Consider the following 25,259-nt stretch of genomic DNA (forward strand, 5'->3'; position numbering starts at 1 on the left):
CTTTCGCTTCAAGGCCAGCTCGGCCGCAGCAGCACAGAAGAGAGGAGAAAAGGCCAATCCCTTGACCAAACCCTGATCAGAAAACCATACTGAGAGGTGGCTCACTTCTCGGTGGAAAAACCGGCTCAGTTCCGCATGGAAACCAACAGCCCCGGCCTCGTATCGAAAATCGCAATGCCCTGGTTGACTATTGCGGATCCCCTTAACAACCTCGAAAATAAACGGGGTAGCTGATCTGTCAAGCAACCAGGGCTCAATAAGGAGCACTGGCATGAAACATTCTGGTTACCGCCTCACTCTCGACGATGCTGTGCAGGTGTGGATTCGACGATGGTCGGGTGAGTATCAGCACGAAATTGCCGCAAGCTATGGCGTCAACCAAGGCCGCGTGAACGAGGTCTTGAGGGGCAAACTCTTCCCAAATAGCCAAACGATCGCACTGAACAAGCGCGACCTCCACTAAGCGCGTGGCGCGGGCAATGCTGTCCGCGCTCTTTTTCTGTAGCCTTAGGAGTGCTCGATATGAGCTTGAAGCATGTTATTCCATCGACGAGTGAGACCGCTTTTAGTTGCCCGCACTGCGGCGTACTTGCAATACAACACTGGGGCAATTTGTACGAAAAGAAGCTTGAAAAGGGCACAATCCCAACACGCTACTCCGATGAGCATATCGAACGAATGCGGGAGTTGGCGGCCGAAAAAAATACGGCGTTTGACCCGGTGGAGAAGTATTTTAGACGGCATCAGTCAGGCGACGTTTTCATTGATAATCATCGCTACGATATTTATTGCTTTCATGTGGCAAACCTTGACGTTGCCACCTGCGATCACTGCGGCAAGATCACTGTTTGGCTTTCTGATGTGATGGTTTTTCCTATTGCCGGCGATATCGTGGCGCACGATGATCTCCCCGATAACGTCAAGCTCACCTTTGCGGAGGCATCAAAGATCGCTGAAGTCTCCCCCCGCGCTTCTGCGGCGTTAGCTCGTCTTGCAATTCAGGAGCTTTGCATCGCCTTGGAATGCCGATCGGACAAACTCGATGGTCAGATTGGAGAGCTGGTCGAGCGTGGATTGAGCCCGGATATTAAGAAGATGCTCGACGGCGTTCGGGTGATCGGAAACAACGCGGTGCATCCTGGAGAAATCGACCTCCGCGACAAACAAGACACCGCAAAGTTTCTATTGAACTGCATCAACCGGATTTGCCAGAGGATGATAACCGAACCAAAAGAAGCGGACGCCCTTTTTGAAATGCTGCCGGATGGCGCTAAAGCGGCTATCGAAAGGCGAGACGAAAAAATCAACGCAAAGCGCGAGGGCAGGTTTGTCGCGGGGTAGGGTAATGTAGGAGCTTTTGGACCGAAAACTGGAGCGCGACATCGTCATATGAGCTTCGATTACGAGAAATTTCTCCTGAGCGTCGATTGGCTGGAGGGAGTGGGCAAGAGTTATCTTTGATCTGGTCAAAGGGGTCGCTTGGCCTTTCGCGCTTTTGCTTGTGGTCTGGATTTTTCGAATGGAGGTACGTGAGCGCATAAAGGACATTGTCTCCGTTGGTCCGGCCGGCGCGGTGCTGCAGCCTCCGAGCCACCAGCCAGCGCAGCCAAAGCCACCGACGGGCCTCATTAAGCCCGCGACGCATCCACTCGCAACGGTACAGCTTCTCATCTCAAAGATTGAGGCGCAGCTCGCGGACGTTCCAGAAGACGAGCGCATGCCGAAACTTGTCTCCTCGCTTGCCGAGGCGCAGGTCGAACGGGAATTTGAGCTTATCTGGGGAATCATATTCGGCAGCCAGGTGGAAGCCCTACGCCGCTTGCGGGATGCAGGATCAGTTTCGATTGAGCACGCCAGAAAATACTATGAGGAAGAGGTCCGGCCCCGGTTTAGGGAAACGTTCTCTGACTGGACTTTCGATCTGTGGTCGGAGTTTTTGAAAAAGCAGCAACTGATCTTCCGCACTGACGACGATCGGTTGGTTCTAACCGATTTGGGCCGTGACTTTCTTGCCTTCGTTGACCTGAGAAAGCAGGGTGTAGAAAAAAGGCCTTTGACAGCTCACCAGTGGTGGTCTGATCGGATGAGAAGGAATCGAGATGCTTTCGGCCGGATGGTGGAGTGAGCTTGGCATGATCCTCGACGCGATCGGCTTTGCGATTCTGTCTATCGATCTAGTGCGGTCCATGCGCGGCGAGCGGTTGGCCCGTGACGAGATACAGCAGCTTGAACGGACGCAGTTCGCGTGGAGATACGGATTCTTCGCCCCCTCACAGGAGGTACAGGCCGCTCAGCAACAGGAGTTCGATGGTCGACAAGCCGAGCGCAAGCAGAAGTCTGAAGCAGACATGAATAGCCGCGCGCGATTGGCATACTTCGCCATCTTCCTTGCGGCGACAGGCCTTGGCATGCAGCTTTATGGGGGATGGCCGCGGTGACGGATGCGCTATCGCGACATCCCGCCATTCCCCGGCCGGTTGATGTCCGGCGGCATGCTGCGCCCGATATCAGCATTCACTGGCGGCCTTGTATTCCCAATTGAGTTGATCTTCGAAACGCCCGAAACAATCGCCTCAAGTATTCGGCCGGCCATCGTCTGCGCAGCATCATTACCGGCGGCCCGGATCTTTTCGGCCATCTCGTCGGCCGCCTTCGAACCCGACTGCTCGATGGCGGTACCGGCGGACTGTCCACCTTGCTCCATTCGTCGCTCGATCCCACCGAATACGTCCATGTTTCCGGACTGTCCGATCAGCGTTTGGCCAGCTGCGCGGCCCTCACCGTATTGCTGGTACTGACGCTGCATATCGAGAAATCGCTGATCGCCGGTCGGCGGCGAAGGACGAGAGCTTGGAACCGGCCCTGTCCCCGGAAGATTTCGCGGGGTATATCCATGCCCACCACCCGGGAACTCGGATGGACCCGGCGGCAACATGGCATGCGGGCCACCCTTCGAGGTGCCAGCTTTCCCCTGGCTATAGCGATATTCCCAATACGCCTTCAGAAAATCAGGATCTCGCAGATCACCTTCGTACTGAAGGTCCATCATGTCATCGTCAGTTGTCCACCCAAGAAGTTGGCGAGTGCTGCTGTACCCTCGCTTTTGCATGCCGCGTTTCGCGGCCTGCTGGTAAGCCAACTTCTTTGTGATCTCGTCCATCACCGGGGTAATGATCGGCGCGATCGTGCCGCCGACTGTGAACTTCAGGGTGTTGTAGCTCTCATTGAACCTGTCGATGCTGGCCTGCGTGTCGGCAAGGACGGTCTGGAGATTCCGATAGGTCGTGCCATCGACGCTTGGCTTGCCGATCTCGTCCATGTAGTGCGCCAGGCGCTCGGCGCTCGTCAGCAGCGACCGCATACCGTTCTGCAGCTGCGTGTCCTGAAACAGCAGCGGTAGCTTCGTCATGTCGCCGTTCAGCGCCTGCTTGGTGATCCGAAGGAAGGCTGTAAGCGCGTCCTCGCCGCTGTCCGTCGCCTTCTTCATCTCCTTGCGCAGATTGATCCCGAATTTCTTAAACTTGTTGCTGGTCTCCTCGGAATACATCTTCTGGAAGATGTTCTCGGCGGCCGTCGCTGCTTCCTCCGAGGTGCCGGTGTCTTCCCGGATGGTCTGGAGCACTGCCAGCAGCCGCTTCAAGCCATCCTCGCCGGAATAACCGAGTGTGGCGAACGCGTTCGCCAGCCGGGGAATGTCGGCTGCCATGTCCTTCAGCTCGTATTGACCAGCTTGGCCGCCTGCGACCATCATGTCGAATGCGTGCTGTGCGTCCTTCGCGTTGATCTTGAAAGCTGCAGTCGCCTTCAGGCCAGCATTAGCGATATCCTCCGTCGTCGCCCCCGAAGCCTGCGCTGTGGCAAGGATCGAAGGCAGGAAATCCATCGCCTCTTTGAGGTTCATGCCGCTGGCGGTCAGCGTGTCGAGCGCGGAGATTGTCTCCTCGAGCGGCATTGCCACTTTGCGGCTTTCGTCCTGCAGCTGCGCGAATGCCGTCGTCATCTCTTCGCGGGAGGCGCCGGCCGTATTCCCGATGCGTGTCATCTGCCTTTCGACCGCGGCGAAGTCCACAACGGCGCGCTGCGCCGCATAACCGGCGGCAACGACACCACCCGCGATCGCGAGCGACGCGCTGTGGATTTTGGCGATGGCACCAGAACGCTTGTTCATGGCTTCGGCCCGCCGCGACACCTGGTCCATCTTCGACGAGACGGACTTGAACGCTGCGCCTGTCTTGTCGGTCGCCGATATCCGGAGCCGCGCTTCAATCTCTCTCGTCATTTGCTGGCCGTCCTCTCATGAAGCACCATGAAGCGCCTCGCCCAGTGCCTGATTTCCGAAAACGTCATTCGCTGGACAAGGTCTGCTGGAAATCCGAACCTGAAGACGAGGACGTCGGCGGTTTCGAGGACGTCGTCTGCTCCGTAAAAAAATTGCACACAGCCCGCTCCAGTCGCAGCGCATCCGCAGCACAGATGCCGGTGATGCATTCATACCCCGGCTCGACGATGAGCTTCTGCACATACTCGTCGACGACTGTCGGATAGGTGACCGCAACAACTCCCTGCTTACTCGGCTGATATTCGAACGGACGGCCGATGCCCTGCATATGCACCTCGCTGTAGGTCGGCTCGCGGAGCGCGATCTTGTTGAACGTGATGCCATGGGCAGAGTATTCGCGGGTGAGCTCTACGATGGTCTGCATGTTTGCCTCTCAGGTGAAAGTTCGGGGTCATCCTCAGTCTCGATAATCGGATCGAATTCAGGCGCTTCGTCAGCGACGGCCTGGAGCCGGTTTGCAATCGAGTTGCCCAGGTCAAATGCGATCGTTCGCAGTGCAACGCGCGCGCCGTGAGCACCTTCGCGCGACACCGCTATGGCGATGGCGTCTGCATGATTTGGCAGCCGTGCAACGACACTCTGGATTTCGCGCGCAATCACTTGGTTGGCTTCCTCGACCTTGTCCTTCCGCAGTAGCTGCTTCAGATCTTCCTGATGCTTGATCCGTTCGCGGCCGACCTTCAGCCACTCAGCCTGGCGTCGCGCCTCCTCGAAGGTAGCTCCAAGCTCAACGCTGCTGTTAAGCTTCTGGCCGCCGCCGTTGTGCCTTATCGGCGCCGCCGCCTTGGCGGGATTTACAAAGCGCTGGCGGTACTCGTCGTAATGGGCAAGCGAGATGCTGAGCACCTGGCCGCGATCGCCGCGCTGCACAGGCGTGTCGGGTCGATCTTCGAGGAGCTTCCTCACGGTTTTCGATACGGCTTGCTTCGACACACCGTCGCGCGCTGCGATCTGTACCGCCGTCCACATGACGTTGAATTCGATGTCACTCACGGTCGAGCTTTAATCCTTTAGCGAGTTTTAGAAGATTTAGGCTTCAGTTTTACTCTCAGACTGGAGGGATTTCGGGGTCGCCCCGGCCCGCAGGTCATCAGATCGTCTGTACGGTCCCTTGACCCGGGGGGTGTCCCAAGGGTGCCCCTCGCCTTCGATGGTGGTCATCGAAGCAGCAGACGGTCCAACTCGGAGCTGGCCGGAAACATGTAGGTGAACCCTTGCGAACCTTGGCCCTTTAGTATTGGGCGGTTAGGGAGGTCCGCTGTCGCTATCGGCCTAGGTTCATCGGCCTCCGGAGCGTGCCACGTTTCGCACGGAACCGCCCAAATTCAGTCAATGCTCTATCCAGCTAGAGCAGCGGGAAATTGATCTACGGAAGAGCCTTGTCGTGAGCGAGAACCGCGCGAGGATCCGCGTTGCCCCGGCGAAGAACAGGGAAGCCGCCGGCCTCTGCTGCTCGGATCATGCTTTCTTCTGTCAACTCGGCATCGAGGAGCTTTCGCTCGATCTCCCGAACACGCATTACGCGCTCTTCCTCGGTAATCCCAGGGCGCTCCGCGTAGAGCTTCTCGATATCCGCCTTGAGCGTATCCGACATTCTGGCGGCCATCTGCGCAATGAGGAGAGATTCTGCATTCATGATGGGGAGCTGATAATCTGGCCGTGAGAAGTGCTTGGCCGAGGGAGAAAGCTCGACCGATCCACGCGTAATATAATGCACCCAGCCCTCCGCTCTCGCGAGCGCAGCCTCAATCGTGACCGGCTTTAAAGCAATCTCGGATTTCTGCTGCTTCAACTTGCCGATATGTCCACGGATACTAGTGATGCCGTCGCCCAGTTGCTTGCTGGCAGACCGAGTTGCTGCGATAGCATCGCCCATAATTTTGCTAGCTTCGCTCATCGATCGTCTCCCTCGTCGCGCAGATACTCGCTCGCGAAGGCTTTGCATGCGTCATGAAGGTGAGACGATTCGTTGAACTGCTCGAATGCCTCACGCCGGCTTACTTCCGCTTCCTTGATGTCGATCTCGATGCTATTGCATTCGGCTTCGAAAGCGGAAATCTGGCTCTTCCACTGCCCCATTGCCCCGCCCCCGTCGCTCTTCCAACGTGTGACGGCACCACCCTCAGTGACGACCGAGGATCCTCGTCGAGAAGCTTCCTCAAGGCCATGTTGTGCATGGGTCAACTGGCCCTGTTTCACGACAAGACGCTTTTCCAGCTCTTCGATGCGCTTTGCCGCCGCCCGTGAGGCACCAAGCGCTGTTACCTTGAGATTTTCCAGTACGCGCAACCGGCTAAGGTCGAGCGTGGGTGTTGCTTCGATCATGGGATCGTTCTCCTGTTTCACAAACCATCACCGGAGATGCTGGACATTCAAACACCATCTTGAATGTCCATGCCCAAAATCCTTTGAAACTGCTTCGCGCTGCGAGGGATTTTCTGGCCGCTTATCAGGATTTTCCACCAAGTCGCAGCGGGTTCGACGTTCGGCGCGACATCGCGGCTACACTCGCGTGGCCATCGGTTGCTTTGGTACCGCGCCGCATCGACGGCCATCAGTCTAGAAGCTGCAGGTGCAGGTAGATCCCGCCAATCTTCCTGGCCATGCCAAAGCTGCCGGATTTGCTCATCCCGACGAGCAAGTGCGTCATGGCGAATGGCTGAAACCCCGCCCCACGCTTTCAGGCCGATTGACCTGTCCAGGGAAACCACGTCGCCCTCGTCAATCGCCAGGAGCATGTCGCGGAGTGCTCCTTCCAGCAGCTTGTACTGATCGCGTGTCAAGACGTGGTTCCAGCGAAGCCGCTGATGGATGTCGCGGAGATCTCGCACCAGGCGGGATGATCCGTTCCGGCCTACGGGGTGCGTTGCGTCAACCATGACAACCCCCACCGACAACCGCGACAACCCCGACAACCCAATATTTCAGGTAAAAAGTCTGGCAGGTTTTCGGGGTCGCCCCGGCCCGCAGTCGGTCGGAAACCTCATACGGTCCCTTGACCCGGGGGGAGGCATCGCGACTAGCGCAGTCGCGCCATACCCTTAAGCTGCGCCACGTCGCTCCCTTGTCAAACGACCAGATTGATAACAGCAGCCTATTCTCATTCCCTTCAAAGAAAACAAATTGCCTTCTTATTGGATTGGATAGTTTGGATAGTTGTTGGAGTGTTAGTTGGAGTGTTTTCTCTATAGAAAACAGAGAGTTGTATAGTTTGGATGGTTTTTTACGCGCTAAGTAGTGATTTTGTTTAAATCGCAGCTTCCGCAGAAATTTATGATGTATACGCGCGGAAAAACTATCCGATCTATCCATGTCGTTGAAAAAGCTGGCGTTTCGCCACTCCAGACCCTCCAAGCCACCATCCGAAACCCTCCAACTATCCAAGCATCGCCTGCGGTTGCGGGTGGGGTACGGGGTAACAGTCGCGGAATAAGCCGCATGATGTGGGTGGGGTACGGGGATCACAGAAGCAACCCCTGTCTATCAGGAAGTGCGACGTCGAAATAATAAATTCGATCGCCCAATTTTTCTTTGCGAATGTGCCTTGATAGCGCTCGTCCGAAAGCGGTTTGAGAGACCGGCAACGTTTGCTCGCTAACAGCGAAACATCGGTATGCTTCATAGATTCGTTGAGCCTGAACAGGCACCGCGCCTGGCGAACTGACCAGAACACTGCCGACAAACTTTTCGACGTGGTCTCGTGTGCGCTTCTGCTCGGCCGTGAGTGGCCGCTCTGCTTTGGGGGGGCGCTCACGCAAAATCAACTCGTCGGGGATGCTGATGCCCGCAGCCTTCATCAGGGCCAATCCATGCTGAACCCAAGCGATAAGCTCATCGCCAGATATTTTTCTGGGCTGCCTCATCCAAAGGCTCTCCGGCAAATGCGGAAGCGCCGGGCCAATATCACAGCTTCGCCTGCCTCACTTGCGCCGATGGCGAATTTTTGCCTCAAGGCCGCTATCGGATCTTCAGGAACTGCTTTGAGATCTGCAAGCCAGTGTGCTGCGGACAGGGTAAGCGGCGAACAGTTGCAGAACGTCGCCCCCGGATTTCCCCCGGATTGCTCTGGGAAATCGTGCTTTGTTCTGCTTTTAGTTTCCGGGAGAAAGGGAGGGAGTGGATGTGAAACCCCTTGTTTTGCAAGGGGTTGACTGGTGCTGCCGAGTGGGATTGAACCACCGACCTCACCCTTACCAAGGGTGTGCTCTACCACTGAGCTACGGCAGCAGGACCAGGAACGCTTCGAGCCATCAGGCTGTGTTGCGTGGACGGGGCGCCTATTGCCACAGGTTCCGGACAAGCGCAAGCCGCAATTTCGAACTTCGCGTGGATTAACGAGGAAGGCCTTTTGGCGGGAGCGGGAATCCGCTAAGCAGAATGCATGGAAGACAATAGCGAAAAGCCTGTAAACAGCCGCAAGACGGCAATCGAGGAGCAGGCGCGGCTGAGGCGCGAGCGGGCTGCGGAAAAACTCCGGGAAAATCTGTCGAAGCGCAAGCAGCAGGTCCGGGCGCGCCGTTCCGGGCAGGCCGATGAGACGATTGGCCTGCCTGCCGCAAAAATGGACGAATCGTAATGTTGGCTCCGCGGCGAATTGAAGCGTCGGGGGAATTCGTCTAAAGACCCCCATCCCTTTTAAAGGCAGAACTTTCAGGAAAGGCGGGCGCAGCCCGTAAGCCCCCATGGATCGTATCAGAATTGTCGGCGGGAATGAGCTTAACGGCATCATCCCGATTTCCGGCGCCAAGAATGCCGCACTGCCGCTGATGATCGCGTCTCTGCTGACCAGCGACACGCTGACGCTCGAAAACGTGCCGCATCTGGCCGATGTCGAGTTGCTCATGCGCATTCTCGGCAATCACGGCGTCGACGTTGCCGTCAACGGCCGCCGCGAGCGCCAGGACGACGCCTATTCGCGCACCATCCACTTCACCTGCCGCACCATCGTCGATACGACCGCCCCTTACGAGCTGGTCTCGAAGATGCGCGCCTCCTTCTGGGTCATCGGTCCGCTGCTGGCGCGCGAGGGGCAGTGCCGCGTTTCTCTGCCGGGCGGTTGCGCCATCGGCACGCGTCCTGTCGATCTCTTCCTCGAAGGCCTGACGGCGCTCGGCGCCAACCTGGAAATCGACAGCGGCTATATCAACGCTACGGCGCCGAAGGGCGGCCTTATCGGCGCCAAGTACACTTTCCCGAAGGTCTCTGTCGGCGCCACCCACGTGATGATGATGGCGGCAACGCTTGCCCGCGGCACGACGGTGATCGGCAATGCCGCCCGCGAGCCTGAAGTCGTCGATCTCGCCAACTGCCTGATCGCCATGGGCGCCAAGATCACCGGTGCCGGCACGCCGACCATCACCATCGAAGGCGTGCAGTCGCTCTCCGGCGCCCGCCACCGCGTCCTGCCGGACCGTATCGAAACCGGCACCTATGCCATGGCCGTTGCCATGACAGGCGGCGACGTCGTTCTCGAAAACACCGACATGGCACTGCTCGAAACCGCATTCGAAACGCTGCGCCGCGCCGGTGCCGATGTGTCGGCGACCAACAGCGGCGTGCGCATCAAGCGCAATGGCGCCGGCATCAAGCCCGTCGATGTCGTCACCGATCCCTTCCCGGGCTTCCCGACCGACCTGCAGGCGCAGTTCATGGCGCTGATGACCCGTTCGTCCGGCGTCTCGCATGTCACCGAAACCATCTTCGAAAACCGCTTCATGCACGTGCAGGAGCTGGCCCGCCTCGGCGCCAAGATCTCTCTGTCGGGCCAGACGGCAAAGATCGAAGGCGTTCAGCGGCTGAAGGGTGCGCCCGTCATGGCGACAGATCTGCGCGCTTCCGTCTCACTCGTCATCGCCGGTCTTGCCGCTGAAGGTGAGACCATGGTGTCGCGCGTCTATCACCTCGATCGCGGCTTCGAGCGCCTGGAAGAAAAGCTCACCCGCTGCGGCGCCATCGTCGAACGCGTCAGCGAATAAGGGAAGGGCGGTTTCCGCCCTTTGCTTTCCCCTGCGGGCATTGCCGCATAGCTGTTGCGCATTGCCCTCAGGCGTCCTATTTCCCTTGTCTAACGCATCGCCATACCGGCGGTGCGGTATCATCGACCGGGGGTACAGTCTGCATGACCGATCTGAAGCTTCTTGCACTCGACAGTGAAGACCTTGCTGTGGTCTCCGCGCATCTGCAGGACGCCGTTTTCAAGATCGGCGACATCGCCTGGTCCCCCAAGGACGGCCAGTTTGCCTTCGCCGCTAACCGCTTCGTCTGGGAAGAGGCAAACGGCAAGCGCAAGGGTTTCGAGCGCCGCCGTTCAGCCCTCGTTTTCAAGCGCGTTCTCGCCGTCCGCTCCACCGGCATCGACCGCAAGCGCCGCGACGAAGTGTTGTCGCTGCTCTCAGTCGTCTTCGAGCCAAAGGGCGAGGGGCCCGAGGGCACGATCGAAATCACGCTGTCGGGTGCGGCCGAGATCGTTCTCGATGTCGAATGCATCGAAGTTCAGCTTGCAGATATCGGCGGAGCATGGGAAACCGCCTCCAAGCCGCGCCATCCGGGCGCTTGACGATCGTCTCTGCGCGGTTTGATGTTTAGCGTTGGTTTGGAAGGAAATTGAGCGTGGCAATCTGGCTGGATCAGGCATCGGATGGTTTCGAGCAGCGTTTCGCCGCTTTTCTGACCACCAAGCGCGAGGTCTCCGAAGACGTCAACATCGCGGTGCGCGCCATCATCGATGACGTGCGCGCCCGTGGCGATGTGGCCCTTGCCGAATATTCGAAGAAATTCGACGGCATCGATTATGCCAAGGTGCCGATGCGCGTCAGCGAAGCCGAGATTGACGCTGCAGTCGAGGCGGTCCCTGCCGAAGTGCTCGGCGCCCTGAAGGTCGCCGCCGTCCGCATCGAATCCCATCACGCCCGCCAGCTGCCGAAAGACGATATCTACGAAGACGCCATGGGCGTCGGCCTCGGTTCGCGCTGGACGGCGATCGAAGCCGTCGGCCTCTATGTTCCCGGCGGTACGGCGAGCTACCCCAGTTCGGTGCTGATGAATGCCGTTCCGGCCAAGGTCGCGGGCGTCGATCGCATCGTCATCGCCGTTCCGGCAACCGGCGGCGTCGTCAATCCGGCGGTACTGGCAGCTGCGAAGCTCGCAGGCGTCTCCGAAATCTACCGTGTCGGCGGCGCACAGGCGATCGCCGCACTTGCCTATGGCACGGAGACCATCGCACCCGTTGCCAAGATCACCGGCCCCGGCAATGCCTATGTCGCCGCCGCCAAGCGCCATGTGTTCGGTACTGTTGGTATCGATATGATCGCCGGACCCTCGGAAGTGCTTGTTATTGCCGACAAGGACAACAATCCGGACTGGATCGCTGCCGATCTTCTGGCGCAGGCCGAACATGACGCGAGCTCGCAGGCAATCCTCGCCACCGATGATGCCGAATTAGCCAAGGCCGTCGAGGCCGCCGTCGAGCGCCAGTTGACGACGCTGAACCGCGCCGAGACCGCTGCCGCCAGCTGGCGCGATTTCGGTGCCATCATCCTCGTCAAGGATCTGAAGGACGCCATCCCGCTCGCAAACCGCATCGCGCCGGAGCATCTGGAGCTTGCGGTCGTCGATCCGGATGCGGTTCTCCCGGGCATTCGCAATGCCGGCGCGATCTTCATGGGCGCGCATACGCCTGAAGTGATCGGCGATTATGTCGGCGGCTCCAACCACGTACTGCCGACGGCGCGTTCGGCGCGCTTCTCGTCCGGCCTTGGAGTGCTCGATTTCGTCAAGCGCACCTCGATCCTGCGGCTCGGCCCGCAGCAGCTGCGCGAGCTTGGCCCGGCGGCGATCGCTCTGGCTGTGTCCGAAGGCTTGGACGCTCATGCGCGATCGGTCGCGATCCGCCTCAATCTCGAAAGGTGAGGCATGGCGAAGGGCGACTTCCGGCTTTCTGATGTCGTCCTTGACGACACGATCGGCCGTTCGACGCCCGATGTCGAGCATGAACGCGCCGTCGCCATCTTCGATCTGATCGAGGAAAATACCTTCGAGCCCGCCGGTCATCCAGGCGGCCCCTACAAGCTCAACATCTCGCTCGTCGACAGCAAGCTGGTCTTCGTCATCAGGACGGAGGAGGGTGGCGATGTTGCCACCCACATCCTGTCGCTGACGCCGTTCCGCCGCATCGTGAAAGACTATTTCATGATCTGCGAAAGCTATTACGAAGCGATCCGCTCGGCCTCGCCAAGCCGCATCGAAGCGATCGACATGGGCCGCCGCGGCATCCACAACGAGGGCTCGCAGACGCTGAAGGACAGGTTGAAGGGCAAGATCGACGTCGATTTCGACACGGCCCGGCGCATCTTCACGCTGGTCTGCGTGCTCTACTGGCGCGGATGACCGGGATGGAGCCCGCGCCGCCCACCGCAGAAGGCAAGGTGCCGGGCGCGATCCTCTTCATGTGCGGCATGAACGCCATCCGCTCGCCGATGGCCGAGGCAATCGCCCGGAGCATGCTGCCTGCCAACACCTATATACGCTCGGCAGGCGTTCGCGCCGGCGAGCGCGATCCCTTTGTCGATGTTGTGCTTGAAGAGATCGGCCTTTCGCTTGGCCGCCACCTGCCGAAGACGCTTGAGGAGCTCGAGGACGACTATTTCGATCTGATCATCACGCTGTCGCCGCAGGCCCATCACGCAGCGCTGGAACTGACGCGTGCCAACGCCGTTGAAGTGGTGTATTGGCCGACCATGGATCCGACCGGCGAAACCGGCAGCCGCGACCAGATTCTCGATGCCTACAGAGAGGTGCGGGATCACATTGCGGCGCTCATCGAGAGCCGGCTACTCAGACGAAACGGCATTGCCGCGCAATCGGCCTAAAACAAAAGGAAGAAAGCCCGATCAACAAGGTTCACAAATGACCGTTGATTGTGTAGTTTCCGCCCAAATTTTAAGGTGGCGCAAGTCCGCCATCTCAACCGACAGGAAGAAAAGCCTTATATGCCTAAAGAAGAAGTCCTTGAATTTCCGGGTATCGTGACCGAACTTCTGCCGAACGCGACCTTTCGCGTGAAGCTTGAAAACGAGCACGAAATCATCGCCCACACAGCCGGCCGCATGCGCAAGAACCGCATCCGCGTTCTGGCGGGCGACAAGGTTCTTGTGGAAATGACCCCCTACGACCTCACCAAGGGCCGTATCACCTACCGTTTCAAGTAAGCTTGGGCCGCAAGCCCTCGAGGCTTCCTTTCCGGTCGAGGTTCCATGGCGCTCACATACAAGCTCATCCTGGCTTCCGGTTCTCCGCGACGTGTCGACCTGCTCAATCAGGCAGGCATCGAACCGTCGCGCCTGATGCCGATGGATATCGACGAGGCGCCGAAGAAATCGGAGCATCCGCGCTCGCTGGCCCGCAGGCTCTCGACCGAGAAGGCCGAGGCGGCGCTGTCGGCGATCAAAGGCGATCTGGCCTGGAAGGGCAGCTATATCCTCGCGGCCGATACGGTCGTCGCCGTCGGCCGCCGCATTCTGGGGAAGGCCGAGTTTGCGGATGAGGCTTCCGCCTCGCTCAATCTGCTCTCCGGCCGCAGCCACTGGGTTTATACCGGTGTCTGCCTGGTAACGCCCGATCGCAAGGTCCGCCAGAAGATCGTCGAAACCAAGGTGCGCTTCAAGCGCCTCTCCGGCTTCGAGATCGAAAGCTATCTGGCCTCGGGCCAGTGGCGCGGCAAGGCGGGTGCCTATGGCATCCAGGGTCTTGCCGGCAGCTTCGTCCAGAAAATGGTCGGCTCCTACACCAATGTGGTGGGCCTGCCGCTTTATGAAACTATCCTCCTGCTGACCGGCGAAGGCTTCGATGTGCACAGCCGGTGGCCTGAGGGCTAAGCCGGGGGCATCGTCATGTCCGAAGACGAGAATAGAACCACCGCCAAGGTCGAGCCGCTTCGCAAGACGCGGCCCTGCCCGGAATGCGGCAAGCCATCGCATCGCGAACATTATCCGTTCTGCTCGAACCGTTGCCGCGAGGTCGATCTCTCACGCTGGCTGACAGGCGCTTACGCCATCCCCGTTGCCGAAGATGAGAAGAAAGCCGAGTATGACGACGAGGAATAGCCTTTAAAACCACAGGCGAAGTCCTTCAATTCACTCGGGAATTTGGAAAAATTCCACAAGCCTCAAAAAACTGTCATTTGACGCTTGCCATGTCCCGACAAGATGCTATAACCCCGCTCGCTTCCGGGGCACACCAAACCCTCCGGTTCTTTCTTTGAAAGAATGCAGGCCGAAGCAGGAATGCCCAGATAGCTCAGTTGGTAGAGCAGCGGATTGAAAATCCGCGTGTCCGTGGTTCAAATCCGCGTCTGGGCACCACTCTTTCTCCTTAAGAAAAGCTCGATCAGTCGCCTCGAGTTTCGTGGCAGTTGCATGTCGCGGATTAGCCCATTTTGTACTTTTGGCTGAATTGCGCCTGCCCGCCATCGGCCTACCCTTCGCCCATGAACAAGATGCTTCTCGTGAGAGTGGCCGCCTGGCTGTCGCTGGCCGCCGTTATCTTTGTAACCGTATGCCCGATCGAGTACCGGCCGCACGATATCATCGACGTCGATGTCGATCGCGCCATGGCGTTCATGGTGATGGGCATATTGTTCGTCACCGGTTATCCGCGGCGGGTCGTTCTGTGTGCGGTGCTGCTGGTCATCGGTGCCTTCGCGCTGGAGACGCTGCAGTTCCTGTCTCCGACGCGTCATGCGCATTTCGAGGATGCGGCGACGAAGAGCATGGGCGCGCTATTTGGCGTCTTCCTGGCGGAGGTCGTCAACCGCATTAGGGGTATCCGGCACAAGGCGGGATAAGCGCGGGCCGTGTTCAGTCGCGGTCCAGCCACGCAAGCATGCCCTGCGCTGCCGCCTTGCCTGTTGCCATGCATGCCGTCAGCAGATAGCCGCCGGTTGGCGCTTCCCAATCCAGCATTTCGCCGGCGGCGAAGATACCGGGCATGGCCTTCAGCATATAACCGTCATCGATCGCGTCCAGCGCTATGCCTCCGGCCGAGGATATGGCTTCGGCAATCGGCCGGGTTGCGGTGAGCGGGATCGCCAGCGCCTTGATCCTCGCAGCAAGGTGCTGAGGGTCCTTCAGCACGTCGTCGCCCGCAAGCTCCCGGAGCAGCCCAGCCTTGGCGGGGTCGAGACCGGCGCCCTTGCGCAGCCGGTTGGAGAGGCTTGCTTTCCGATCCTGTCTGGCAAGGTCGGCCGCCAGCCGCTCGACGGATCGCCCTGGCGCGAGATCGACAAGCAGCGAGACGGTGCCATCGCGCTCCAGATCGTCGCGAAGGGCGGCTGCATGAGCATAGACAAGGCTGCCCTCGATCCCATGCTCCGAAATCACGAATTCACCGGGAAATGTCCCGGCCGCCGAGGTGGCTGTCACCGCCTTCAACGGCGCCCCGGCAAAGCGCTCGCGAAACACTCCGCTCCAGTTGACATCGAAGCCGCAATTGGCCGGGCGGAAAGGCGCGATATCGACGCCTCGCTCATGCAGCCATGGCACCCATGCAGCATCGGAGCCGAGCTTCGGCCAGCTTGCGCCGCCGAGTGCCAGCAATGCCGCGTCCGGGTGGATGACCTTCCGGCCTTCCTGGGTTTCAAGCACCAAGCCACCGTCAGTAAAGCCGATCCAGCGGTGGCGTTTTGCGATCACCACGCCTTGCGTCTCCAGACGGGCGAGCCAGGCGCGAAGCAGCGGCGAGGCCTTCATGACCGTCGGGAAGACGCGCCCCGATGACCCCACGAATGTCTCGGTGCCGAGTTCGCCCGCCCAGCGGCGGATATCGTCGGGCGTCAGCGCGTCAAGCGCCGGGCGGAGGCGATCGGAAGCGCCGCCGAAGCGGGTGGCGAACCGCTCGTAATCCTCGGAGTGCGTTATGTTCAGCCCGGATTTCCCTGCCAGCAGAAACTTCCGCGCCACCGTCGGCATGGCGTCGTAGACGGTGATCGCGTGGCCGGATCCCGCCAGCGTTTCCGCCGCCATCAGGCCCGCCGGGCCGCCGCCGATGATCGCGATCTGTTTTTTCTTCATGGGCTGCCTGATACAGCATTCAAATGCGTCCGTCTCCGGATTTGAGAGAAGCCGTTTCGTTGCGTGTTGCGGCCAAACTCACTATCTCAATCCCATCTCAAATGGAGTGTCGCGGCATGGCCGATCTCAAAGCAAGACCCAGACCCACAGGCGCCAAGGCTGTCCTCGGCCGGACCGGATTTCCGCATGTCACCTCGGCGACGAAGGGCGAGATCGATATTGTCACCAGCCCGTCTCAGCCCGGCTTCAATCCGCTCGATCTTCTCTATTCGTCGCTCTCGGCCTGCCTCGTGCTGAGCGCCCGCATCGCCGCCAGCAATCTCGGCGTCCTCGACAGGATCACCGAGATCACCGCTGACGTGACCGGCGAGAAGGCTGCCGAAGGCCTGTCGCGGGTCCAGAAGTTCAACATCGCCTTTTCGATAAAGGGGGATATCGACGACGAAACGCGGCAGAGGATCGCGCATCTGGCCGAAGACGAGATCTGCACGGTCAGCAACACGATCCGCGGCAACCCGGAATTCTCGACGGTTATTTCCGGTTGAGCTTTTGTGTCGCGGGTGTCGTTCCCGCGCTATCCTCTTTCGGTTCGATCTGATAACTCGCATCCCGGCTGGCGTCTCAATCATGGCTGGCCGGGAAAGCATAGAGATCATGTCGCAGGCCGCCGCCCCCTCCACAGAAGCTGCTCCTTCACAACGTTTCGCGCTGACGGCGCTCATCCTTGGCGGCGCCGCCATCGGTGGTTCGCCGATCTTCGTGCGGCTCTCCGAAGTGGGGCCGATGGCAACGGCCTTCTGGCGCGTCGCGCTGGCGCTGATCCCGATCTTCATCTTCTCGCTGATCAAGAAGGATTCGGGCCCGAAGCCTGAAAAACTCTCCGATTATGCCATGCTGATCCTGCCGGGCGTCATCCTCGCAGCCGATCTCGCGGCCTGGCACCTGTCGATCACCATGACCTCGGTTGCCAATGCGACGCTGCTCGCCAACCTCGCGCCCGTCTTCGTCACCGTCATCGGCTTCGTCGCCTTCCGCGCGCCCGTCTCCCGCATTTTCGTGCTGGGACTGGCATTGGCGCTGGCGGGCGTGGTGATCCTCAAGGGCGGACCGGCGGCGCTCGGCAACGGCGATCTGCGCGGCGATGGCGTGGCGATCGTCGCGGCGATCTTCTATGCAGGCTACATCCTGGCAATCGGCCAGCTGCGCAGCCGTTTCGATACGATCCGCATCATGCTGTGGAGCACGGCATCGGCCGCCATTTGCGTCTTCCCGCTGGGCTTCTTCTTCGAGGCGCATATGCTGCCTCCGACGGCCTATGGCTGGGCGATCGTCTTCGGCCTTGCCTTCATCAGCCATGCCAGCGGCCAGGTGGCGATCGCCTTTGCGCTTGCCTATCTGCCGGCCGCCTTCTCGTCGCTGACACTGCTCCTGCAGCCCGTCGTTGCGGCCATCCTTGCTTGGGTGCTGCTAAATGAGGGGATCGGCCCGATGCAGGCCATCGGCGGCCTGGTGGTGCTCGCCGGGATCATGATCGCCCGGCGAGGCTGAGCCTCAGGCGACGGCCGCCGGCTGCATGCGCCGCGCATCGAGAATACCGAGCGCTTCGTCGACGGTTGCCGCGATCGCCGCCTTTTCCGCATTGTTGCAGGTGCCCCACGCCTCGATGAAGCTGCTGGTCTTGCCGTAGCTGTTGTCGAGCACGCAGTGATCGGCGCCGATCAGCACGCACATGATGTGGCCGTGCATGCGGTCGGTGATCACCTGGCGGGCAGAGCCCAGCAGCGCCACGCCGCGGTCGAAGCGCTGTTGAGCCCGCTCGCGATAGGCAAGCTCGGTCATCCGGGCACGTCCGCCGATGCGGCCGGAGAGCAGCCCCTTCAGGATCGCGGCACGCTTCGTCTGCTTCTGGAAATCGGCAGGCTCATCCGGCCAGTCTGATTTCACCGTACCCGGGCGGCTGGTCGCCGCCGTCAGGTCTTGCGGCGCACCCACTTCCTGGTCCTCGCGCAGATTGAGCAGAAGCTCGTGCTGCGGCGCCGGGCGGGTGACCGGGCCGATGCAGAAGGCCATGTCGGGGCAAAGCCTGACATCGCACTGGAACCAGCGCTTGGCGAATTCGAAGCTTTTATGGTCGCGCACCAGCAGCGTGAAATTGCCGTGCTTCTCGATCGCGCGTGCGGTGCTGTCGATACCGGCCTGTTCCTTGAAATGGATGGTCTGCGGCATCTGAACGATTGGCCGGCCCTTGTACTTCGTCAGCATGTCCTCGCGGAACTGACGGTAGCCCGCCCATATATCCCCGAAATTACCGCCGCCATGCAGGAAGATCCGGCCGTCGCCGATCGCTGCCAGCATGCGCTCGTCGTCATAGGTGGGGATTTCGGTCACATAGGCTGGCCGCGTCTTGCGGCGGTCGAAATAGGCAAGCTCCCCGAGCCAGATGGCGCTGTCACCGATATTGTAGTGGTTCGGGAAATCGAGCAGCGCAAAGCGCTCGGCCGGATCGACGAGGTCGGAAAGGCAATTTGCGATCAGCCCCTGAAGGCGGTTGATGATCGTAATGTTGGTTTCCTGCATATAAGGCTCCTGTTGAAGAGTCTGGCCCAGCCCCGGCGGCTAGGCCTCGGCCCGCTTTCCGAACGGCAGCAAAGACTTGCCGAGCGCGATGTAAGGGCGGATGGCGGATCTGCCGAAGACCGGCAGAAAGGCGAGATAGATGACGGCGCCGAGACCGATGCTGAGACCAAGCGACAGCCAGCGGCTCTGCAGGTGTTCGGCGATGACGGGATGTGCAAACCAGACGCAGACCGCCATGACGGCGCTGCCGCAGAAGGGCAGGGCGACCGACTTGAAGGTGCCGAGCGAGTCGATGCCGGCATAGCGATGCAGCACATATTGCTGATAGGGCATGGTCAGCCAGGCGCGCAGCACATAGCCGGCAGCAACGGCCAGGATGCCGTAGGGCACCAGCAGCCAGGTCAGCAGCAGGGTCGCGGCAAACTGCAGTGCTGCGACCGAGAGGATCGATTCTGCGCGATTGACCGCCGAGAGCGCCGACGAGGCGAAGAAGTTCGTCACGAACGGCACAGACATCAGGACCAGCACGGTGGCGATATCGCCGGCATTGCCCCACTTGTCGCCGAAGAGCAGGGCGATCATGTCGTTGGACAGCGCGCCGAAGCCGAAGAGCAGTGGGATGGTGCCGAGTGCGGCGGCGCCGACGATCTTGTTATAGGCGTTACGGAAAGCGACGCGATCGTTTTGCAGCCGTGACAGCGTGACAAGCGAGACGCTGCCGATCGGCGCCAGAACGGCCTGCCCGATCAGCTCGATCAGCCGCCAGGCGATGCGGTAACGGCCGACTTCGACGGCGCCGTACCAGCGCGAGATGAAAATGTCCTGGACGCGGGCCAGCAGCATCCACATCAACTGGGTGACGACGAGGCTGACGCTGAACAGGAAGACCGAGCGGAATTTCGCAACATTGAACCGCAGGCGCGGCATCCAGGGATAGGCGACCCAGCCGAGAACAACGGTGACCGCAGCGTTGACGGCGGTCTGCGCGACCAGTGCCCAGATGCCCCATCCGAGATAGGCACAGACAACGGCGGTGATGCCGGACAAAAGGCTCGCCGCGATGCTCTGCGCTGCAAGGTTCTTGTGGCCGAATTCGCGGGCGAGACGCGCATTGTGGATGACAGCCAGCGATGAGATCGGCAACAGCGGCGCCAGCCAGCGAAGAATTCCGGCAACGGATTCGTCGCGCACCAGTTCGCCGTAATAGGGCGCGAACACGAAGACCACGGCGGCAATGATGGCGCTGAACGCAACCGTTGCCCAGAAGCAGGTATCGGCAAGCTCCTCATCGAGATCCAGCTGCCGGGTGATGGCATCGCCAAGCCCGGCATAGGCTAGCACGCGGCCGATTTCGACGAACAGGCTGGCGAGCGCGAAAGTGCCAAAGTCGCCGGGTCCGAGAATGCGCGCCAGAATGACGAAGATGATGAAGGTCGCAATCGTGCTCCAGGCCACACGGACGACCGACCAGAGGACGGATAGTGCCGTCTTCTTCTTCAGATCGGCATGCGCAACTGCATGTTCTGCCATTCATCATCCTATCGATTGCAGCCGAAGCTTGTGTCGTCGGCGCAAAGAGTGTGCGGGTGTCAGGTGCGGACTGCGGTGGGCGACTTACGGCGGGTGCTCTGCCAGTAGGCGATCATTCCCGTCAGATTGTCCCGGAGCTGTCGGCGATAGGTCAGCCCCATCTCCTTGCTCATCGGCTGGCCGCCGATCGTTTCGCGGATAGCCTGGCGGATATCCCAGCGCAGCATGCCGCGCATGTTCGAGCGCTTGTCGAACAGGTATTTCGCATAGAGCGCACCGTTGCCGAAGGCGTAACCGGCATGCAGGCGGTGGATATCCTCGATCTTGCGGCGGCCGTGGAAATGCTTGACCACCAGCTCGGGCACATACTCTACCCGGATACCGGCATTGAAGGCGCGGTGAATGTAGTCAGTATCCTCGCCGGAGCGGAACGTGGCACCGGCGCCGAAGCGCGGATCGAAATCGCCGACGCGATCGACCAGCGCGCGCGGGAAAACCATGTTGCAGCCATGTATGAAGCCGCCCGCATGCAGCTCGTTGTTCAACACGGCCGGTTCCAGCTCCGTCTTGATGGTGACAGGAAGGTCGCGGGCATCGCCAAGCTCTACCCTGCCGCCGCGCATGACGATCGCATCGTCGGCGGCAAACAGAGCCGCAATGGTGGTGAAGTAGTCCGCAAACACCTCGCAGTCGTCATCCGTGAAGGCCAGCAGACGGCCGGTCGCCGCCGCGATGCCGGAATTGCGGGCATTGGCCAGCCCCGGCAGCGTTTCGTGGACAAGATTGGTGTGAAGAGGCGCGACAGCCGCCCAACGGCGAAAGACCTCGGACGTATCGTCCGTCGAGCCATTGTCGACAAACACGAACTCCAATTGCAAATCGCCCGCCTGCCGGGCGGCATTCGCAATGGCATCCAGGCAGTTCAACAGGCCGCCAGCCCGATTTCTCGATGAGATAATCAGGCTGATATCAACGGGCCGAGGAGGCATGCAATTTCCCCTTCTGCGATCGATGTCCGGGCCAAGATAGGTCTGATATCAGAACTCGGCAAGGACTTTTTGCAATGCAGCAAAATAGAACAGGCGCAGAAGAAACAGAAAGAATGAGGTAATTTATAGGCGAGTGAATTTTAGGTAATTAAATTCACGAATGTATTGTCGAGCTATTGTAATAAATCGTGATAACTATGGTTACAATTGCTGATTTGATATTTTCGCTATCGTTAGCCATTGAAATTATCGTGTAAGTTCGCAGGAATTCTGCTGTAATATAAATAGAAATATGAGAATTTTACATGAAGAGAATGCCGTAAAATATCCCCCTTTCTTCGATGCCGCTTTGCGCTGCACAATAGAGAGTTGCAGCCGGTGAAGGCCGAAGATTTAGCGCATGGCGCGCAGTGTAAGCCAAGCTTTCCGGCGGTGATCGCACCGGAAAAGCTTCCGCAAGAGTAGGGATGAAAGAACAAATTCCGTCATCGCAAGTCTTTCGCGCCGCGGCTTGCTACTGGCTTTCCTTCAACAGCCACTGCTGAATGATCGGCACGTCGGCATCGCCGAGATCGTGACCGCCGGGGATGACGTCCGAATCGACGGTCGCGCCCGAGGTTTTCAACCGTCCCTCAAGATCGTTGGCATATTTTCCATAGGCGTCGGTCTTGCCGCTGATGACCAGCAGGTCTGTGCCCTTGAGATCGGCATGCGGATAATTCGTTAGAACCGGCATGGAGCGCAGCAGAACCGCCTTATGGATCAGCGACGGGTGCAGGTAGATCAGCGAGTTCAAGAGATTCGCGCCGTTGGAATAGCCAACGAAGACGATCTTCTTCGGATCCAGCCCATAGGATTTGACCGCGCCGTCGATGAAGGCGGCAAAGGCTTCCGCTTCGCTCTTGATGTCGTCCTGGTCGAAGGAGAAGGGCGTGATCCGCTTGTACCAGCGCGGAAAGCCTTCTTCTGTCGCCCGGCCGCGCACGCCAAGCAGCGTTGCCCGCGGCGCCACCTTGTGCAGCAGCGGCATCAGCGTCGTCTCGTTGCCACCGGAGCCGTGCAACAGCACGAACACGCTGCCATCCGGATCCGGCGGCGTGTAGAAGCGGTGTACGAAGGGCAGTTCGCGATAATTGACGCGTGGTTCGCCGGGCATCGAGAACTGCGGCAGCACGACCTTGAGATCCTTCAGATCCTTGATCGAATCCTTCGGCGGCAGGAACAGCTTGGTGCCGAGCGTCGGCGCCGGCTCATCTACCAGCATCCCCGGCTTGTCGGTCGCAAGTTCGATCAGCGTGCCGCCCGGCTCGCGGACATAGAGCGATTTGAAATATTTCCGGTCATGCATGTTGGTTGCCGAGTCCGTCGACTTGGCAAGTGTGTCATGAACCGATGTCAGCTCGGCCTCATCAGCAGCGCGGAAAGCAACGTGATCGATCGTCCCCGTGCCCGGCGCACCGGACCAGAAGCCTTTTGTGTTGCGCACATCCACGACATCGCCGGAATCCGAGACCAGCCTGTCGATGGCGCCCTTGTTTGCCTGGAAACGATAGCCGAAGTGGCTCTCGATGAAGGCGCGGCTGGCATCGGGCGTTTCGGTCAGCATCGTCGCGCCGCGGATCCGCTGTACCGCATGTTCGATCGGAACCGGTCCGTCCGCCCAGGCCGCAGCGCTTTTGAGTTCCTTGTTTCCGGCAAGCTTCAGGATGATGTTGTCGGGATCCTTGAAGCGCAGCACCGGCTCCCCGAATTCATCGGCCGGGCCTTCCATGCGGATCCCGAAGCTCATAGCCCGCGTCAGCCAGTAGCCGATGCTTGTCGGGTCGATCGCCAGCGCGATCTCGCTGATCTGGCCGAAACCGGCGCGCCCCTGCGAGCCGTCTTCCCACGCGAGGAATGTCAGCAGTGAGCCGGGTGTACCCTCGCCATCGCCATAGAAGAGATGCAGCTGGGTTTCGTCCTCGAAACCGGCGGTCTGCTTGACGAGCCGCATGCCGAGAAAACCGGCATAGAAATCCACATTCGCCTGCACTTTGCGGGTGATGGCGGTGATGTGATGTATGCCAGAAATCATCGAAAGCGGTCCGAATTGCATGGGAGTGGCGAGAAGCGCCAGAACTAATGCGGATACTAAAGTCATACCAGTGCCGTTGGAGATTGCCTCGATTGTTCTACACAAAGAACTAGGGCATCGCCGCGCGGCTGCAATTCCAAACTATAGACATCTGCCAGGGCCTGTTCCAGCTGCTGCAGCGTCGGCGGCTTGATCATGTAGGCAAGAGCGCCGAGTTCCTTGGCCCTCTGCATGTCGCTCTCGTCGCTGGATGTGCTGAGGATGCAGACCGGTATCTGCTTCAGCCGGATATCGGCCGAAAGCGCGTTCAGCACCTCAAAGCCGTCCATGATCGGCATGTTGATATCGAGCAGCATCAGGTCCATCGGCGGCTGGCTGAGATCGATCGCCCGCTCCTCCAAAAGCCGCATGGCCTCACGCCCGTTGGTCGCCACATGCAGGTTGAAGCTCACTTTCTCCCGCCGCATCAGCTTGAGCTTCAGAAGCTGGATGTCGGCGGGGCTGTCTTCGACGAGAAGCACTTCGGCAAGACGGCCCTTGGCTTCCTGAGGCTGTTCGATTGCCCGGACCGCCTGCGGCCCCGTCTGCGCTGCAGCCTCGGCGGACATGCTGTTTGCGAGCGGCAATTCGAGCACAAAGGTCGCGCCGCGTCCGGTCTTCGCCTCGCACCAGATCGCGCCGCCATGCAACTGCGCAATGCGGCGGCAGATCGCCAGCCCAAGCCCCGTTCCCTCGATCCCGCGTCCGACCAGCCGTTTGAAGGGCTGGAAAATCAGTTCGCGATGATCAGGATCGATGCCCGGTCCATTATCGCTGACCAGCAGGCGGCAGAGCCCGCTACCGGCGGCCTCGGCGCTGACATGCACCTGAGGGCGCTGGTCTTCGCAATATCGGATCGCATTGGAGATCAGGTTTTGCATCAGCTGGATCAGCAGCGTCCCGTCGCCCATAACCTCCGGCAGATCGCCGCTGACGATGGTTGCCTGCCTGCTCTCCATCTGCTGGTGCAGATTATCCTCGACCTGCCCCAAAACGGCGGCGAGCGAGATGGGTTTCAGTTCCAGTTCCCCGGAGACATCAAGCTTGGTGAAGCCCGAGACCTTGACGATCAGGTCTTCCATATGGTCGGCGGCACTCAGGATATAATCGAGAAGCTCGCGGTCCTCGGCCGGCAGCGAAGCCGAGCCGTGCAGGATCTTGCTGAAGGACTTGATGGTGCGTAGCGGCTCCTTGAGGTCGTGCGCCATCGCTCGGGTGAAGATCTCGAGCGATTGCCGCTTCTGCTCCAGCTTCTTCTCCAGCGCGCCATGCATAACGGCATTCTGGACGCAGCGGTGCAGCGTCTCGGGCGACAGCGCATCCTTGGTCAGGTAGTCGCGTGCCCCGTTCTTCATCACCTCGACGGCGACAGTCTCGTTGCCCTGTCCCGTCAGCATGATCACATTGGCGGCCGGATCGAGCTTCAGGATTTCGGCAAGCACCCCAAGTCCGTCGCGGCCGGGCAGCGAATAGTCGAGCAGGATGCAGTTTGGCCGCTTGCTGGCGGCAAGCTCCAATCCTTGGTCGCCGGTCTCGGCCTCGGCTACCACGTAGTTCGTTCCGGCGACGCGCGACAGCATTCGACGGTAGACTTCGCGGTCGTCGATATTGTCGTCGATGATCAGTACCAGGCAGTCTTCCGCCAA

30 protein-coding genes and 2 tRNA genes are annotated in these 25,259 nt (G+C 59.9%); 17 read left to right on the top strand and 15 right to left on the bottom strand.

Annotation, left to right across the window (positions count from 1 at the left end; translation table 11 throughout):
- On the bottom strand, window positions 1-273 hold a 273-nt coding region (locus AC1DV9_RS27500), incomplete at its 3' end, for a hypothetical protein (RefSeq protein WP_477950940.1).
- Here AC1DV9_RS27500 and AC1DV9_RS27505 point away from each other — a divergent pair.
- The 4 genes from AC1DV9_RS27505 (at window position 272) to AC1DV9_RS27520 (ending at window position 2,438) form a co-directional block, all read left to right on the top strand.
- Window positions 272-463 (top strand): hypothetical protein, encoded by a 192-nt coding sequence (locus AC1DV9_RS27505; protein ID WP_477950942.1) that lies wholly within the window; start codon window positions 272-274, stop codon window positions 461-463. The genes AC1DV9_RS27500 and AC1DV9_RS27505 overlap by 2 nt on opposite strands.
- Before the next feature lie 59 nt (window positions 464-522).
- On the top strand, window positions 523-1,341 hold the full coding sequence (locus AC1DV9_RS27510; RefSeq protein ID WP_477950944.1) for a DUF4145 domain-containing protein: 819 nt from the start codon (window positions 523-525) through the stop codon (window positions 1,339-1,341).
- A 178-nt stretch (window positions 1,342-1,519) separates the two neighbouring features.
- Window positions 1,520-2,125 carry a hypothetical protein gene (locus AC1DV9_RS27515; protein WP_477950946.1) on the top strand — a complete coding sequence of 202 codons (606 nt, stop codon included), beginning with the start codon at window positions 1,520-1,522 and terminating at the stop codon, window positions 2,123-2,125.
- Window positions 2,126-2,132: 7 nt separating this feature from the next.
- Window positions 2,133-2,438: a hypothetical protein gene (locus tag AC1DV9_RS27520; protein WP_477950948.1), complete on the top strand. Its 306-nt coding sequence runs from the start codon at window positions 2,133-2,135 to the stop codon at window positions 2,436-2,438.
- Window positions 2,439-2,446: 8 nt separating this feature from the next.
- Here AC1DV9_RS27520 and AC1DV9_RS27525 read toward each other — a convergent pair whose 3' ends face one another.
- The 8 genes from AC1DV9_RS27525 to AC1DV9_RS27560 form a co-directional block, all read right to left on the bottom strand.
- Complete coding sequence (locus AC1DV9_RS27525; protein ID WP_477950950.1) at window positions 2,447-4,168, bottom strand: phage tail tape measure protein; 1,722 nt, start codon at window positions 4,166-4,168, stop codon at window positions 2,447-2,449.
- Window positions 4,169-4,343: 175 nt separating this feature from the next.
- Entirely contained in the window at window positions 4,344-4,703 is a 360-nt protein-coding gene (locus AC1DV9_RS27530; protein ID WP_477950952.1) for a hypothetical protein, read from the bottom strand.
- Window positions 4,688-5,332 (bottom strand): hypothetical protein, encoded by a 645-nt coding sequence (locus AC1DV9_RS27535; protein ID WP_477950953.1) that lies wholly within the window; start codon window positions 5,330-5,332, stop codon window positions 4,688-4,690. Before AC1DV9_RS27535 ends, AC1DV9_RS27530 begins: the two co-directional genes overlap by 16 nt.
- A gap of 373 nt (window positions 5,333-5,705) precedes the next feature.
- Window positions 5,706-6,236, bottom strand: coding sequence for a hypothetical protein (locus AC1DV9_RS27540; RefSeq protein ID WP_477950955.1), 531 nt, complete (start codon window positions 6,234-6,236; stop codon window positions 5,706-5,708).
- Window positions 6,233-6,664: a hypothetical protein gene (locus AC1DV9_RS27545; RefSeq protein WP_477950957.1), complete on the bottom strand. Its 432-nt coding sequence runs from the start codon at window positions 6,662-6,664 to the stop codon at window positions 6,233-6,235. Before AC1DV9_RS27545 ends, AC1DV9_RS27540 begins: the two co-directional genes overlap by 4 nt.
- Before the next feature lie 47 nt (window positions 6,665-6,711).
- On the bottom strand, window positions 6,712-7,122 hold the full coding sequence (locus tag AC1DV9_RS27550) for a hypothetical protein (protein ID WP_477950959.1): 411 nt from the start codon (window positions 7,120-7,122) through the stop codon (window positions 6,712-6,714).
- A gap of 678 nt (window positions 7,123-7,800) precedes the next feature.
- The gene (locus AC1DV9_RS27555; RefSeq protein ID WP_477950960.1) at window positions 7,801-8,202 is read right to left on the bottom strand and encodes a hypothetical protein; all 402 of its coding nucleotides are present in this window, start codon (window positions 8,200-8,202) and stop codon (window positions 7,801-7,803) included.
- Between the two features lie 289 nt (window positions 8,203-8,491).
- Window positions 8,492-8,566: transfer RNA gene (locus AC1DV9_RS27560), tRNA-Thr, on the bottom strand.
- A gap of 154 nt (window positions 8,567-8,720) precedes the next feature.
- Here AC1DV9_RS27560 and AC1DV9_RS27565 point away from each other — a divergent pair.
- From AC1DV9_RS27565 to AC1DV9_RS27615, 11 genes are all read left to right on the top strand, one after another.
- On the top strand, window positions 8,721-8,915 hold the full coding sequence (locus tag AC1DV9_RS27565; RefSeq protein ID WP_477950962.1) for a hypothetical protein: 195 nt from the start codon (window positions 8,721-8,723) through the stop codon (window positions 8,913-8,915).
- 106 nt (window positions 8,916-9,021) lie between these two features.
- Entirely contained in the window at window positions 9,022-10,314 is a 1,293-nt protein-coding gene (gene murA, locus AC1DV9_RS27570; RefSeq protein ID WP_112387548.1) for a UDP-N-acetylglucosamine 1-carboxyvinyltransferase, read from the top strand.
- Window positions 10,315-10,457: 143 nt separating this feature from the next.
- Window positions 10,458-10,895: a DUF2948 family protein gene (locus tag AC1DV9_RS27575; RefSeq protein WP_477950964.1), complete on the top strand. Its 438-nt coding sequence runs from the start codon at window positions 10,458-10,460 to the stop codon at window positions 10,893-10,895.
- Between the two features lie 53 nt (window positions 10,896-10,948).
- The gene (hisD, locus tag AC1DV9_RS27580) at window positions 10,949-12,247 is read left to right on the top strand and encodes a histidinol dehydrogenase (RefSeq protein ID WP_477950966.1); all 1,299 of its coding nucleotides are present in this window, start codon (window positions 10,949-10,951) and stop codon (window positions 12,245-12,247) included.
- 3 nt (window positions 12,248-12,250) lie between these two features.
- Window positions 12,251-12,724, top strand: coding sequence for a UPF0262 family protein (locus AC1DV9_RS27585; RefSeq protein ID WP_112387551.1), 474 nt, complete (start codon window positions 12,251-12,253; stop codon window positions 12,722-12,724).
- The gene (locus tag AC1DV9_RS27590) at window positions 12,721-13,206 is read left to right on the top strand and encodes an arsenate-mycothiol transferase ArsC (protein ID WP_477950968.1); all 486 of its coding nucleotides are present in this window, start codon (window positions 12,721-12,723) and stop codon (window positions 13,204-13,206) included. The genes AC1DV9_RS27585 and AC1DV9_RS27590 overlap by 4 nt, the downstream gene beginning before the upstream one ends.
- A 120-nt stretch (window positions 13,207-13,326) precedes the next feature.
- Window positions 13,327-13,545, top strand: a complete 219-nt coding sequence (gene infA / locus AC1DV9_RS27595) for a translation initiation factor IF-1 (RefSeq protein ID WP_003545338.1) — start codon at window positions 13,327-13,329, stop codon at window positions 13,543-13,545.
- 45 nt (window positions 13,546-13,590) lie between these two features.
- Entirely contained in the window at window positions 13,591-14,211 is a 621-nt protein-coding gene (locus AC1DV9_RS27600) for a Maf-like protein (protein WP_112387553.1), read from the top strand.
- Between the two features lie 15 nt (window positions 14,212-14,226).
- On the top strand, window positions 14,227-14,439 hold the full coding sequence (yacG, locus tag AC1DV9_RS27605; protein WP_477950970.1) for a DNA gyrase inhibitor YacG: 213 nt from the start codon (window positions 14,227-14,229) through the stop codon (window positions 14,437-14,439).
- Between the two features lie 182 nt (window positions 14,440-14,621).
- Window positions 14,622-14,697: transfer RNA gene (locus tag AC1DV9_RS27610), tRNA-Phe, on the top strand.
- Between the two features lie 125 nt (window positions 14,698-14,822).
- Complete coding sequence (locus AC1DV9_RS27615) at window positions 14,823-15,179, top strand: VanZ family protein (protein ID WP_310293019.1); 357 nt, start codon at window positions 14,823-14,825, stop codon at window positions 15,177-15,179.
- 13 nt (window positions 15,180-15,192) lie between these two features.
- Here the strand turns inward: AC1DV9_RS27615 and AC1DV9_RS27620 are convergent, their stop codons facing one another.
- Window positions 15,193-16,404, bottom strand: a complete 1,212-nt coding sequence (locus AC1DV9_RS27620) for a TIGR03862 family flavoprotein (RefSeq protein ID WP_477950972.1) — start codon at window positions 16,402-16,404, stop codon at window positions 15,193-15,195.
- Between the two features lie 116 nt (window positions 16,405-16,520).
- Between AC1DV9_RS27620 and AC1DV9_RS27625 the strand changes: the two genes are divergently transcribed.
- Window positions 16,521-16,949, top strand: a complete 429-nt coding sequence (locus tag AC1DV9_RS27625) for an OsmC family protein (RefSeq protein WP_477950973.1) — start codon at window positions 16,521-16,523, stop codon at window positions 16,947-16,949.
- Between the two features lie 109 nt (window positions 16,950-17,058).
- Window positions 17,059-17,952, top strand: coding sequence for a DMT family transporter (locus AC1DV9_RS27630; RefSeq protein WP_112514335.1), 894 nt, complete (start codon window positions 17,059-17,061; stop codon window positions 17,950-17,952).
- 3 nt (window positions 17,953-17,955) lie between these two features.
- On the opposite strand, the gene AC1DV9_RS27635 is transcribed toward AC1DV9_RS27630, so the two are convergent.
- The 5 genes from AC1DV9_RS27635 to AC1DV9_RS27655 form a co-directional block, all read right to left on the bottom strand.
- Entirely contained in the window at window positions 17,956-18,981 is a 1,026-nt protein-coding gene (locus tag AC1DV9_RS27635; RefSeq protein ID WP_477950975.1) for a polysaccharide pyruvyl transferase family protein, read from the bottom strand.
- A 39-nt stretch (window positions 18,982-19,020) separates the two neighbouring features.
- Window positions 19,021-20,511, bottom strand: a complete 1,491-nt coding sequence (locus AC1DV9_RS27640) for a lipopolysaccharide biosynthesis protein (RefSeq protein ID WP_477950977.1) — start codon at window positions 20,509-20,511, stop codon at window positions 19,021-19,023.
- Between the two features lie 59 nt (window positions 20,512-20,570).
- Window positions 20,571-21,500 (bottom strand): glycosyltransferase family 2 protein, encoded by a 930-nt coding sequence (locus AC1DV9_RS27645; protein WP_477950978.1) that lies wholly within the window; start codon window positions 21,498-21,500, stop codon window positions 20,571-20,573.
- Window positions 21,501-22,014: 514 nt separating this feature from the next.
- A complete protein-coding gene (locus AC1DV9_RS27650; protein ID WP_477950980.1) occupies window positions 22,015-23,574 on the bottom strand; it encodes a VOC family protein in 1,560 nt (519 codons plus the stop codon).
- A 62-nt stretch (window positions 23,575-23,636) separates the two neighbouring features.
- Complete coding sequence (locus tag AC1DV9_RS27655) at window positions 23,637-25,259, bottom strand: response regulator (protein ID WP_477950982.1); 1,623 nt, start codon at window positions 25,257-25,259, stop codon at window positions 23,637-23,639.

This window comes from Rhizobium sp. 01L410 (genome assembly GCF_056400165.1).

Bases quoted from the DNA above. Each gene is read 5' to 3' on its own strand.
- AC1DV9_RS27590 (WP_477950968.1), top strand. From the start codon at position 12,721: ATGACCGGGATGGAGCCCGCGCCGCCCACCGCAGAAGGCAAGGTGCCG.
- AC1DV9_RS27625 (WP_477950973.1), top strand. From the start codon at position 16,521: ATGGCCGATCTCAAAGCAAGACCCAGACCCACAGGCGCCAAGGCTGTC.
- AC1DV9_RS27645 (WP_477950978.1), bottom strand. From the start codon at position 21,500: ATGCCTCCTCGGCCCGTTGATATCAGCCTGATTATCTCATCGAGAAAT.
- AC1DV9_RS27615 (WP_310293019.1), top strand. From the start codon at position 14,823: ATGAACAAGATGCTTCTCGTGAGAGTGGCCGCCTGGCTGTCGCTGGCC.
- infA (WP_003545338.1), top strand. From the start codon at position 13,327: ATGCCTAAAGAAGAAGTCCTTGAATTTCCGGGTATCGTGACCGAACTT.
- yacG (WP_477950970.1), top strand. From the start codon at position 14,227: ATGTCCGAAGACGAGAATAGAACCACCGCCAAGGTCGAGCCGCTTCGC.
- AC1DV9_RS27620 (WP_477950972.1), bottom strand. From the start codon at position 16,404: ATGAAGAAAAAACAGATCGCGATCATCGGCGGCGGCCCGGCGGGCCTG.
- AC1DV9_RS27540 (WP_477950955.1), bottom strand. From the start codon at position 6,236: ATGAGCGAAGCTAGCAAAATTATGGGCGATGCTATCGCAGCAACTCGG.
- AC1DV9_RS27510 (WP_477950944.1), top strand. From the start codon at position 523: ATGAGCTTGAAGCATGTTATTCCATCGACGAGTGAGACCGCTTTTAGT.
- AC1DV9_RS27515 (WP_477950946.1), top strand. From the start codon at position 1,520: ATGGAGGTACGTGAGCGCATAAAGGACATTGTCTCCGTTGGTCCGGCC.
- murA (WP_112387548.1), top strand. From the start codon at position 9,022: ATGGATCGTATCAGAATTGTCGGCGGGAATGAGCTTAACGGCATCATC.
- AC1DV9_RS27530 (WP_477950952.1), bottom strand. From the start codon at position 4,703: ATGCAGACCATCGTAGAGCTCACCCGCGAATACTCTGCCCATGGCATC.
- AC1DV9_RS27600 (WP_112387553.1), top strand. From the start codon at position 13,591: ATGGCGCTCACATACAAGCTCATCCTGGCTTCCGGTTCTCCGCGACGT.
- AC1DV9_RS27635 (WP_477950975.1), bottom strand. From the start codon at position 18,981: ATGCAGGAAACCAACATTACGATCATCAACCGCCTTCAGGGGCTGATC.
- AC1DV9_RS27555 (WP_477950960.1), bottom strand. From the start codon at position 8,202: ATGAGGCAGCCCAGAAAAATATCTGGCGATGAGCTTATCGCTTGGGTT.
- AC1DV9_RS27525 (WP_477950950.1), bottom strand. From the start codon at position 4,168: ATGAACAAGCGTTCTGGTGCCATCGCCAAAATCCACAGCGCGTCGCTC.
- AC1DV9_RS27575 (WP_477950964.1), top strand. From the start codon at position 10,458: ATGACCGATCTGAAGCTTCTTGCACTCGACAGTGAAGACCTTGCTGTG.
- AC1DV9_RS27650 (WP_477950980.1), bottom strand. From the start codon at position 23,574: ATGATTTCTGGCATACATCACATCACCGCCATCACCCGCAAAGTGCAG.
- AC1DV9_RS27505 (WP_477950942.1), top strand. From the start codon at position 272: ATGAAACATTCTGGTTACCGCCTCACTCTCGACGATGCTGTGCAGGTG.
- AC1DV9_RS27520 (WP_477950948.1), top strand. From the start codon at position 2,133: ATGATCCTCGACGCGATCGGCTTTGCGATTCTGTCTATCGATCTAGTG.
- AC1DV9_RS27640 (WP_477950977.1), bottom strand. From the start codon at position 20,511: ATGGCAGAACATGCAGTTGCGCATGCCGATCTGAAGAAGAAGACGGCA.
- AC1DV9_RS27565 (WP_477950962.1), top strand. From the start codon at position 8,721: ATGGAAGACAATAGCGAAAAGCCTGTAAACAGCCGCAAGACGGCAATC.
- AC1DV9_RS27630 (WP_112514335.1), top strand. From the start codon at position 17,059: ATGTCGCAGGCCGCCGCCCCCTCCACAGAAGCTGCTCCTTCACAACGT.
- AC1DV9_RS27585 (WP_112387551.1), top strand. From the start codon at position 12,251: ATGGCGAAGGGCGACTTCCGGCTTTCTGATGTCGTCCTTGACGACACG.
- AC1DV9_RS27545 (WP_477950957.1), bottom strand. From the start codon at position 6,664: ATGATCGAAGCAACACCCACGCTCGACCTTAGCCGGTTGCGCGTACTG.